This is a genomic window from Brevinematia bacterium (genome assembly GCA_039630355.1).
Lineage (GTDB): Bacteria > Spirochaetota > Brevinematia > DTOW01 > DTOW01 > SKYB106.
The window spans coordinates 1-10901 of record JBCNVF010000064.1 but is presented as its reverse complement, the minus strand read 5'-3'; the positions used below and the strand labels follow the sequence as shown (position 1 = coordinate 10901).

The following is a 10901-nucleotide window of genomic DNA, read 5'->3' as shown; positions in this document are numbered from 1 at the left end:
CTATAGTTGGAACTGGAATGGAGGTTAAGATTGCCAAGGATAGTGGTGCGGTAGTCGTTGCAAAAGGGGTGGAACAGTTATCAAAGTAGATGGTAAATCTATCACTATAAAGGTTAACGAGGAAGAAATAAACGAAAAACGACCCTCTTGATATAGGGATGGATATATACGAGTTGGTTAAATTAGAGGATCTAACCAGTCTACTTGTATGAACCAAAGACCTCTCGTGAAGCTTGGAGATGTTGTCGAAAAAGGTGCGGTGATAGCAGATGGAACATACATCCACTTACAAGGGAGAGTTAGCTCTTGGTAAGAATGTGTTGGTTGCCTTCATGCCGTGGAGAGGTTATAACTTTGAGGACGCTATAGTTATCTCCGAGAGGTTGGTGAAGGATGATGTGTTTACATCAATCCATATAGAGGAGTTTGAGGTAGAAGCAAGGGAAACAAAACTAGGGTCAGAGGAGATAACCAGACACGTTCCGGGTTTAAATGAGAGGGCCCTTGCAAACTTAGATGAGCACGGGGTAATCAGAGTTGGTGCCTACGTCAAACCTGGGGATATACTGGTTGGTAAGGTTACACCTAAAGGTGAGACAGCCCAAACTCCGGAAGAAAAGCTCCTCCACGCAATCTTTGGTGAGAAAGCCAGCGATGTGAAAGATACATCTCTGAGGGTTCCAATAGGTGTTGAAGGTGTAGTTATAGATGTTCAAATCTTTGCAAGGAAGAAGAAGAAAGACAAAAAGGACAGAAAAGACAAGTATATAGACACTCTCACCCAGAGAGAGGTAGAACAGCTCAACAGAGAGCTAGAGGACAAGAAGAAGTTTATATTGGAGAGGAGAGACCAACTACTTCGGGAGATACTCCTTGATAAAACCGTCATTAGGGATGTTAAAGTTGCAGGAGAGTTGGTTATTAACGAAGGAGAGAAAATATCTCAAGAGAACTTTGAAAAAGCTATCAAGGTTATAGTTATAAACCCTTCAAACTTCTTGGGAGATAAGGAAGTCGTAAAAAAAGTTGAGGAAGTTATTGAAAAGGCAAAAGTCCAGATAGAGCTATGGGAGAGTATCTACCAGAAGAGGAAGGAGGCTGTAGAGGAAGGAGCTGACCTAAAGCCAGGTGTGAACGAGTTAGTTAAAGTATACATAGCTCAGAAAAGAAAGATTCAGGTTGGAGACAAGATGGCAGGTAGACACGGTAATAAAGGTGTAATCTCAGTTGTTCTGCCTGTTGAGGATATGCCCTTTTTAGAAGATGGAACTCCGGTAGATATAGTTTTAAACCCTCTAGGTGTTCCTTCTCGTATGAACGTAGGTCAGATACTTGAAACTCATCTGGGTTTAGCTGCCAGCAAACTTGGTAAAATCCTAGGTAAAGAGATAGAGGGTATAAGGGATAGAGAGAAGATAACGGAGGCTATAGTTAAGTACTACTCCATCGTTAACGATGTGTCAGACCCTCTACTTGCAAAGATAAGAGAAGAGGATACACAGAATCTTAAAAAATATCTCCAGGAACTGGACGATGAGAGGTTCTATGACCTTGTGAAAGATTTAGTGAAGATAGGTATTCCTGTAGAAACTGCCATCTTTGAGAGTGCTACAGAAGAGGATATTAAGAAGATGCTCTCTGCAGCTGGTGTAAAGGAAACCGGAAAGGTTAAGTTGATAGATGGTAGAACCGGAGAAGCTTTCGATATGGAAGTGACAGTCGGATATATGTATATGCTGAAACTCATCCATATGGTAGATGACAAAATACACGCACGTTCTACCGGTCCATACTCCCTTATCACTCAACAGCCTCTGGGTGGAAGAGCTCAGTTTGGTGGTCAGAGGTTAGGAGAGATGGAGGTTTGGGCACTTGAGGCTTATGGTGCGTCAACGTTATTGCATGAAATGCTTACGGTGAAGTCTGATGATATTGAAGGTAGGGTTAAGGCTTATGATGGTATAACTAAGGGCAAGTATGTTTCTCAGTATAATGTTCCAGAGTCGTTTAAGGTTCTAGTAAATGAGATGAGGGGATTGTTGCTAGATCTTGAGATATTTGATAGAAATGGGAATTATGTATATGTTTTTCCTAAAGATAAGCATGTCCATGCAAGTAGGAGTAAAAGGGGCTAATCCCCTGAATTTTTGGGAGGGAATGTATGGTTTTTGCTTCTAGAAAGAGCTCAGAATTTGATATTAGGGATGTGAAGAGAATAAGAATTTCTATTTTTTCTCCGGAGGTTGTTAGAGCGTATTCTTATGGTGAGGTCAAGAAACCGGAGACAATAAATTACCGAACGCTTAGACCTGAGAGGGATGGGCTTTTTTGTGAAAGAATATTTGGTCCTACTAAGGATTACGAGTGTCACTGTGGTAAATTTAAGTCTAAGAGGTATAAGGGTATAGTTTGCGATAAGTGCGGTGTTGAGGTTACGGAGTCAAAGGTTAGAAGGGAGAGGATGGGGCATATAGAGCTTGTTGCACCGGTTGTTCACATATGGTTTTATAAGATAATACCTAGTAAAATTGGGTTGATCTTAGGTGTTGGGTCTACTGCTGAGCTTACAAGTGTCATATATCACGATAGTTACTTAGTGCTTGATCCAGGGGATGTTCCTGATCTTAAACAGTTCCAGATTCTTACTGACCAGGAGTATGAAAGGTATTCCGAGAAGTATAAAGGGAGATTTACTGCAGAAACCGGTGCAGAGGCGATAAAGCAAGCTCTGGAGATTATTGATCTTGAGGCAATTGAGAAGAAGTTGAGGAAGGAAGTAGAGGAATCTGGTGAGAGGGGTGATCCAAAGGTTATAAAGAGACTTGATATTATAACTAGTCTCATAAAATCTGGTATAAAGCCTGAGTGGATGGTTATAGAAGCTTTGCCTGTTATACCGCCAGAGCTTAGGCCTATGGTATTACTGGACGGTGGTAGATTTGCCTCTTCTGATCTTAATGAGCTTTACAGAAAGATCATTAACAGAAACAATAGGCTGAAGAAGATTATAAGTTTGAACGCTCCGGAAATAATAATAAAAAGTGAGAAAAGATTACTACAAGATTCAGTTGATGCACTTATAGATAACTCCAGAAAGAAGAATCCCGTTAAAACTTCTTCTGGTAAGGTAATGAGGTCGCTTGCTGCACTACTTAAGGGTAAGCAGGGAAGGTTTAGGCAGAATTTGTTAGGAAAGAGAGTAGATTACTCTGGTAGGTCTGTGATAGTTGTTGATCCTAAACTTAAACTTTGGCAGTGTGGGATTCCTAGGAGAATGGCAGTAGAGCTGTTTAAGCCTTTTATAATGAAAGAACTTATTTCAAGAAAGTATGCTTTCAATATAAAACAAGCCAAAAACATAGCTGAAACTTACCATGACCCAAGAGTTCACGAATGTTTAGAGTTAGTTGTTTCTAAACATCCTGTGTTGTTAAACCGGGCTCCTACTTTACACAGGCTTAGTATAGAAGCTTTTGAACCTGTGTTGGTTGAGGATAATGCTATTCATTTGCATCCACTAGTTTGTCATCCTTATAATGCTGACTTTGATGGAGATCAGATGGCTGTTCATGTTCCGTTGTCACCTGAAGCACAAGTTGAAGCTTGGGTGTTGCTTCTTTCTGCAAGAAACCTACTTAAGCCTGCAACTGGTGAACCTGTAATGTTCCCAACGCAAGATATGGTGTTAGGGTTGTTCTACCTTACAAAGTCTATTGACAAGGGTGAGCATAGTGATGAAAAGCTTAAGATTTTCGGTTCATTTGATGAGGTCAGGTACCTATGGGATAGTGGTGAGTTGAGTACTTACCAGAGTATACTTTTTGCGTATAAGGGTCAAAGATTCAGAACCACTGTTGGAAGGGTAGTATTTAACTCAATTCTACCAGAGAAATTAAGATTTGTGAACAAGAATATGACAAACAAGGATCTTAACAATCTTGTAAAAGAGTGTTATATGGTTTGTGGTAGGTGGGAGACGGTAAAGCTTCTTGAGAATATGAAGGAATTGGGTTACTACTATGCAACCAAGAGAGCTTCAACTATATCAATAGAGGATATAAAAATACCCAAACAGAAATATGAACTTATATTGAAGGCAGAGATGGAAGAAAGTAAGGTTGATGAAGAGTTTAGGAAAGGTTTTATAAACAATGATGAGAGGTTTAATAGGATAATAAGCATATGGTCGCATGTTGGAGACAGGATAAAGAAAGAGATGGAGAATACACTTAGGGAGGATCAGGGTGGATTTAATCCTGTGTATGTGATGATGACTTCTGGGGCAAGAGGAAACAGGGAACAGGTTAAACAGCTTGCGGGAATGCGTGGTCTTATGTCTAAGCCTTCAGGCGAGATAATAGAGCTTCCTATTAAGTCTAACTTCAAGGAAGGACTTGGATTGTGGGAGTATTTTATTTCGGCTCATGGTGGTAGAAAGGGGTTAGCAGATACTGCTCTTAAGACTTCGGAGGCTGGATATCTTACTAGAAAATTGGTGGATATCTCGCATTCTGTTGTTGTTACCGAAGAAGATTGTGGTACTGCCAAGGGTATAGTAGTTTCTGAAGATGAAGAGGGTGGTAGAGAGGGAATGATTGAGAGGCTTATAGGTAAGACTGCGCTGTTTGATGTTCACGATCCACAAACTGGAGAGATAATAGTCAAAGCTAATGAGATAATAGATTTTGAAAAAGCTAAGCAAATAGAGAAGTCCGGAGTGTCTAGGGTAATGATAAGACATGTATTGACTTGTGAATCTGAAAGAGGTGTTTGTGCAAAGTGTTATGGATGGGATCTTGCTCATAACAGACCTGTGCGTATAGGAGAGGCAGTTGGTATTATGGCAGCTCAGTCAATAGGCGAACCTGGAACTCAGCTTACTATGAGAACTTTCCATACAGGAGGTATTGCTTCAGCAATAGTTGAGAAAAGCTGGATAGACTTCAATGTCCCTGTGTTCATAAATGATATAACAAAGTGTTATGTTGTGAATCAAGATAACGAAAAAGTTACGACTAGGAAAGGAAATATATCGGTTTACAAGGTATTGTCTAAGGTTGTTGATCCTATTTCCTCTACTTACCATATATACGATTTAGATCAGTTTAGTAGTATTAATGTTGGTGAAGGAGAGTTTAGAGAGTTTGAGGAAGGAGAAGTTATAGCTGTCTTTAAGAATGGAAGTGAACTTAAAGCCTGGGAATATCTTAAAGGTGGAGTAAGTCGTAATAAGCTTTTCATAACTGAGTCTGATGAAACCCTTGTCAAAATACCTATAGGGTCTGTAATTTTGGTGAATGAGGGAGATTTGGTTGAGAGTAATGTTCCAATAGTACGCTTTGATCCATACAATGAGCCAATAATTTCTGAGCAAGAAGGGAGTGTTATAATAGAAGAAGATACTACTAAACCTACTGCCCAGAGGGATAAGATTCTTAAGATACTTGATGATTTTGGAAACGTGAGATCTGTAGATTTTGTTCCTGCAGATGCTGAACTTAGAGTTAAAAATGGTGATAGAGTCAAGGTTGGAGAGATACTTGCTAAAAGAAGTAGGTCAAGAAGAAGAACCTACGATATAGTTTCTGGGTTGCCTAGAGTCACAAACCTATTTGAGGCAAGAGGTGTGAAAAATCAAAGTGTTCTTGCTAAGATTTCTGGAAGAGTAACAATTGAAGTAGAGAAAGGTAAAGTTGTGGTTGTAGTTGAGGATCAGTTTGGTAATAAAGTAAGACATAAGATTCCACCTGGTAGGTATTTGTATGTCAGAAATGGAGATTACGTTGAGGTTGGTGAAGAACTCTGTGATGGTGAAAGGTCTTTGCAAGGAATGCTTCAAGTTTTAGGTGTTGAGGAAGTTTCAAAATACTTGCTTACGAAGATTCAGAGTATATACAAAGATCAAGGTGTAAAAATAGATGATAAGCATATAGGTATTATAATAAGACAGATGGTGAGGAAAGTCAGGATAGTTGATCCAGGAGATACTAGGTTCATAATGGGTCAAATTGTAAGTATAGGTGAATTTGAAAAAGTCAATAGCGAGATTATGCTTCAGGGAGGTGTGCCGGCTAAGGGTAGAATAATCATACTGGGAATATCAAGAGCTGCATTGACTAGTGAGAGTTTTCTTTCTTCTGCATCATTCCAGGAAACTCATAAAGTATTAACTGAGGCTGCAATAAAGGGGGCTGAGGACTATCTTGTAGGTCTTAAGGAAAATCTGATAGTGGGTAGACCTGTGCCAGTTGGAACTGGTGCTCCATACTACGAGAGGGTGGATTTCAAGAGAAAAGAGGAGGAAGAAGAGAAAATTGTTATTGGTTTTCTGGGAGAAGGAGTAGCGTAATGAGTAGGGAAGTAAGATTGTTTATTTTCCTAGTTTTGTGGTTAGGAATGATGTTTGGTTTTGTGCTCCTTTTCCCGCCAAGAAAGCCCAGTGTTCAAGACAAAACAGCAACAAATCAGATCTCAGTGAGTAGTGATAAGCCTTCAAAAGTCCTTCCTGTGAAAGAAAAGTTTTTAAGTTACATTAATACTAATGACCTTAGGCTTACCATCTCAGAAAGCGGGGTAGAGAGTATTTTTTTTTCATACAAAGGTAGGGAATATGAACTATCAAAATCTAACTATACCTTATTACCGTTTTCTCTTCTTCTTGGTAGTATCCTATCCAGTGAGAATCCTGAGAGATTATATTTTGACAGTAAGGGAAACTGTAGAGTTGAGATGGGGGGGAGTAGATTCTTAGTGAATAGAGAATTTATCCCGGTGTCAAACTATGTGCTTGATATGGTAGTGAGAGTAAGAAACGAAATGAGAAAGCCGATCGTTTTTGGAGGAGTTTCTTTAGTTTTCAGTGGGCCTTTGGGACCAGATACCGCTGATGAACGCTTTGCTTATATGTATCTTAGGACTGGGTATATTGAGAAAAAGGATCTTAGCTTTGTTGAAACTTTGACAACTTCAATTTTTACAGGAACAGAAAGGTATGCCATTAAGGATAAGGAAGTTGTTGCTGGAGTATGGATGGAGAATAGATATACTGTTGTTGGAATGATTCCTATTGAGGGAGAATTTAAGGCTGAGTTTGTCGTTAGAGATTCAAAGTATGGGCATAATAAAGTGATGAGTCTCAGGTCTCCTACTGAAATTATGGAAGGAGGCGATGAGAAAGTCTATAGGGTTAGGATTTTGCTAGCCCCCAGAAAGAATGAGGTATTGGAAGCATTTGGTTACGGGTTTAAAGCACTTGAAGATGGGGGGATACTTAAGCCAGTATACGATCTTTTGAAGTTCCTTGTAAACTTTTTCTTCAGTATTACTGGGAGTTGGGGAGTAGCAGTTATCCTTATTTCCGTTGCAGTCAAGCTACTTTTAGAGCCTCTGAGTATAAAAGCTGCTGTTTCTATGAAGAGGTTGCAGCTTATAGCTCCAAAAATTAAGGAAATTCAGGAAAAGTATAAAAGTGATCCCAAGAAGATGAATGCAGAGATTGCTGAACTTTACAGAATCTATGGTGCTAATCCGGCTTCAGGTTGTTTACCTCTGTTACTTCAGATTCCTATATTCATTGCGCTTTATAATGTGCTTTCGGGGTTTATAGAGCTCAAAGGGCAAGGAATTTTGTGGATAAAGGATCTGACAAAACCTGATACAGTTCTGTATATAAAGGAGTTAGAGGGATTTTTTATACTTCCTGCTTCAATTAACCTTTTACCCATTATAATGACAGGTGTTTCTCTGCTTCAGACTTACATTACTTCTTCAAAAACGCAATCTCAACAGACTCTTATGATGTGGTTACTACCCATAATATTCATGTTTATATTCTGGAACCTACCCTCTGCGCTTGTGTTGTATTGGACTATACAAACTCTACTTGGTTTGGTTGAACAGTATGTGATAAATAAAACTCTGAAGTACTAAATGCTTGTTTTCTGTTTTGTAGGCCAATAAATTCCAATTTCCGTTAGGTGAGTAAGTGAAATTCTAAACTTTTTACTTACTTCTTTTGTCTTTGGATAGTTTCATTAGTTACAAGTTTGCTTCATACCAAACCTCTTAGGTATTTGTTAGGAGGAGTATTCACTTGGTCTTGATAGGGACTGCGAGAGAAAAAACTGTACCCAACTCAGGTTTTAGACTTTTATTGTTTGTAAGCATATTTGGTTGTTATTTGGAGGTTTGTTTTGTTTAAAATTCTGGTGTGAAAAAGATATTTTGTTTGTTGATTTGTTTTTCGGTAATTTTATCTTTTGGGTGTAAAGTTTCTGAATACGTTGTTGAGGAGCACTACCCTATATATAGTTTTTTCAAGATACCGATGGGGTATACTTACTACTTTTTGTCTGATAAAGGGCTGATGTCCTCAATAAGAGTGAAAGGGATAGAGAAACAAGGTAATGAGCTAATTCTAAAGTCTGAGATGAAAATAGGTATCTTTTCAAATAAAACTTTCATAGGTGATAAGCAAGATTTTGATATTATAGTGTCTCAGGATAGAGTTAGATATCTCGTTAAAGATGGTGAAAACTATTTATATCAAACGGTTATAAAGTTTCCTGTAAGCAATGGTAATACTTGGATTGATGACTATGGGTATGTTATTGAGCCTAGGGAGTATACGGTGACGAATAGGATTGTTTCTACGAATTCTGTTTTTGAAATTTACAGAAGCGCTTTGACGAACGTTTCAGGTTCTGGAAATTTTGTGAAGATATCAAATTGTGTTGTTATTGAGAGAGTTTCAAAGAAACAGGTTGTTAGAAATTACTTTTGTAAAGGGATTGGACTTATTGGTAATGAGGTCAATTTTTCTATTTCCGGAAGGAAAGGTAAGGTTGTGTATAGGCTTTATAAGGTTTCGTCTTCCAAGAAGTAGGCTTGATCAGTTTTTCTGATAAGTTTTACAGGTATAGGGGGAATTTTTTACAAAGAGATATTACTTTCTCTTTTATGCTTGTTAGCTTTTGGGGATTGTCTTTTTCTCTTAGAGCTTCGTCAATATAGTTAGCTATTTCTTCCATTTCTTTTTCTTTCATACCCCTTGTGGTGACGGTCGGAGTGCCTATTCTTATACCGCTGGGGTTCATGGGTGGGTTAGGGTCAAAAGGAATTGCATTTTTGTTAACGGTAATGCCTACTTTATCAAGGACATCTTCTGCTTCTGCGCCAGTAATTTCTTTGTTTCTTAGGTCAACGCTGAACATATGTGAGTCAGTGCCTCCGGAGACTATTCTATAGCCTTTTTCCGCTAAGCATTGAGATAGTTTTCTTGAGTTTGCTAGGACTTGTGCTTGATAATGCCTAAACTCCTCAGTCATTGCTTCTTTGAATGCAACAGCTTTTGCAGCGATAACATGCATCAGAGGTCCTCCCTGGATGCCAGGAAATACGGATTTGTCTATCTCTTTTGAATATTTTTCTTTTGAGAGTATTAATCCTCCTCTTGGTCCTCTTAGGGTTTTGTGAGTAGTAGTTGTTACAAAGTCGGCATAAGGAACAGGAGATTCATAGAGTCCTGCGACTACTAATCCAGCATAATGTGCTATATCTGCCATCAAATAGGCACCAACCTTTTTTGCAATTTCTGAAAATCTTTTGAAGTCTATCTGCCTTGAGTATGAACTAGCGCCACATACTATAAGCTTTGGTTTTATCTCCTCTGCAAGTTTTTCAACTTCGTCGTAATCAATAAGCTCTGTTTCCTTATTAACCCCATAATAGACTACATTGTATAGTTTTCCTGAGGAATTTACCTTGCTCCCATGAGTTAGGTGTCCACCGTGTGATAGGTTCATGCCGAGTAAAGTGTCTCCAGGCTTTAGGAATGCAAGGTAGACAGACATATTAGCTTGTGCACCTGAGTGAGGTTGGACATTGGCATGTTCTGCATTAAAAAGTTTTTTTGCTCTCTCTATTGCTAAACTTTCAATTATGTCAACAAACTCACATCCCCCATAATATCTTTTTGAAGGGTATCCTTCGGCATATTTGTTGGTTAACACACTACCCATTGCCTCTAAAACAGCTCTTGATACGGCATTTTCCGAAGCGATAAGTTCAAGGTGATACTCCTGTCTTTTAAGTTCGCAGAGTATGGCATCATAAATCTCAGGATCAATCTCTTCAAGAGATTCTCCTCTAATGGCATCCAAAATACTGCGATAGACTACTTTATCGTGCACTTTCATATTGGTATAATCTTAAACGATGAGCTTTACCAGTAACAATATCGGTTGGAGGTCCCAGTAGCTCATCTTAAACCTGTCACTTGCTACACCTGAGAAATCAGTCTAAGTGTTTCCACCAGTGAAGGGATTATACTGAGTGGTTAGGGCATTGATATATTAGCAAATTTTATGCCAGATTGGTCTTTTTCTAAGACCAAAGAGTTAGGCTGGTGGTGTTAGGTATAACATCAAAGTATTGAGACTGGAATACTACCCTTAAGCTGTAAGAATCTTCCTTGTGGGTTTAAAATTTTGGATATATCGTAGTTTATAACCTTTGTGACTTTGAAGAGGCGTTATGATGGAGATTTTTGCCATTCTTGTGTTGGTAGTTGTTGTTATTCTTCTTGTTCTACGAAGGGAAATTCTATATTCACTTGTGACGATAGTTGTTTTTCTGGTAGCATTGCCATTAGTTCTAACGTTTGATACTGTTGTCAGTAAGGCTCCCAGCATTGTCTTGCATCTTGATTACTCCGAAAGTTCTAAGGATGAAGTGAAGAAAGTAGAACCTTACCTTGTGTCTTTGGGTTTTGACTTCGTAAGAAAGTTCGGAGAGACTTACAATAAACCTTCAGATTTTAGTCAATTTCAGGACGAAAACTCTTTTCATGTGATTGTCTCAGATTTTTTGTTTGACATACCTGAGAGTATTGTGAGTAATAC

7 protein-coding genes are annotated in these 10901 nt (G+C 38.7%); 5 read left to right on the top strand and 2 right to left on the bottom strand.

The features are described 5' to 3' along the window. Positions 1-217: hypothetical protein (locus tag ABDH28_04910; GenBank protein MEN2998356.1), on the bottom strand; the 217-nt coding region annotated here is incomplete at its 3' end. A gap of 52 nt (positions 218-269) precedes the next feature. Between ABDH28_04910 and ABDH28_04905 the strand changes: the two genes are divergently transcribed. From ABDH28_04905 to ABDH28_04890, 4 genes are all read left to right on the top strand, one after another. Beyond that, entirely contained in the window at positions 270-2135 is a 1866-nt protein-coding gene (locus tag ABDH28_04905; GenBank protein ID MEN2998355.1) for a hypothetical protein, read from the top strand. A gap of 26 nt (positions 2136-2161) precedes the next feature. Next, the gene (rpoC, locus tag ABDH28_04900) at positions 2162-6349 is read left to right on the top strand and encodes a DNA-directed RNA polymerase subunit beta' (GenBank protein ID MEN2998354.1); all 4188 of its coding nucleotides are present in this window, start codon (positions 2162-2164) and stop codon (positions 6347-6349) included. Next, positions 6349-7929 (top strand): YidC/Oxa1 family membrane protein insertase, encoded by a 1581-nt coding sequence (locus tag ABDH28_04895; GenBank protein ID MEN2998353.1) that lies wholly within the window; start codon positions 6349-6351, stop codon positions 7927-7929. Before rpoC ends, ABDH28_04895 begins: the two co-directional genes overlap by 1 nt. A gap of 280 nt (positions 7930-8209) precedes the next feature. Further along, positions 8210-8884, top strand: a complete 675-nt coding sequence (locus ABDH28_04890) for a hypothetical protein (GenBank protein MEN2998352.1) — start codon at positions 8210-8212, stop codon at positions 8882-8884. Between the two features lie 25 nt (positions 8885-8909). Here ABDH28_04890 and glyA read toward each other — a convergent pair whose 3' ends face one another. Then, complete coding sequence (gene glyA / locus ABDH28_04885; protein ID MEN2998351.1) at positions 8910-10196, bottom strand: serine hydroxymethyltransferase; 1287 nt, start codon at positions 10194-10196, stop codon at positions 8910-8912. Positions 10197-10533: 337 nt separating this feature from the next. Here glyA and ABDH28_04880 point away from each other — a divergent pair. After that, positions 10534-10901, top strand: a 368-nt coding sequence (locus ABDH28_04880) for a hypothetical protein (GenBank protein ID MEN2998350.1), incomplete at its 3' end; no start/stop codon positions are given.

Excerpts from the sequence above, each read along its gene's own strand:
- ABDH28_04905 (MEN2998355.1), top strand. The coding sequence starts at position 270 with ATGGAACATACATCCACTTACAAGGGAGAGTTAGCTCTTGGTAAGAAT.
- rpoC (MEN2998354.1), top strand. The coding sequence starts at position 2,162 with ATGGTTTTTGCTTCTAGAAAGAGCTCAGAATTTGATATTAGGGATGTG.
- ABDH28_04895 (MEN2998353.1), top strand. The coding sequence starts at position 6,349 with ATGAGTAGGGAAGTAAGATTGTTTATTTTCCTAGTTTTGTGGTTAGGA.
- glyA (MEN2998351.1), bottom strand. The coding sequence starts at position 10,196 with ATGAAAGTGCACGATAAAGTAGTCTATCGCAGTATTTTGGATGCCATT.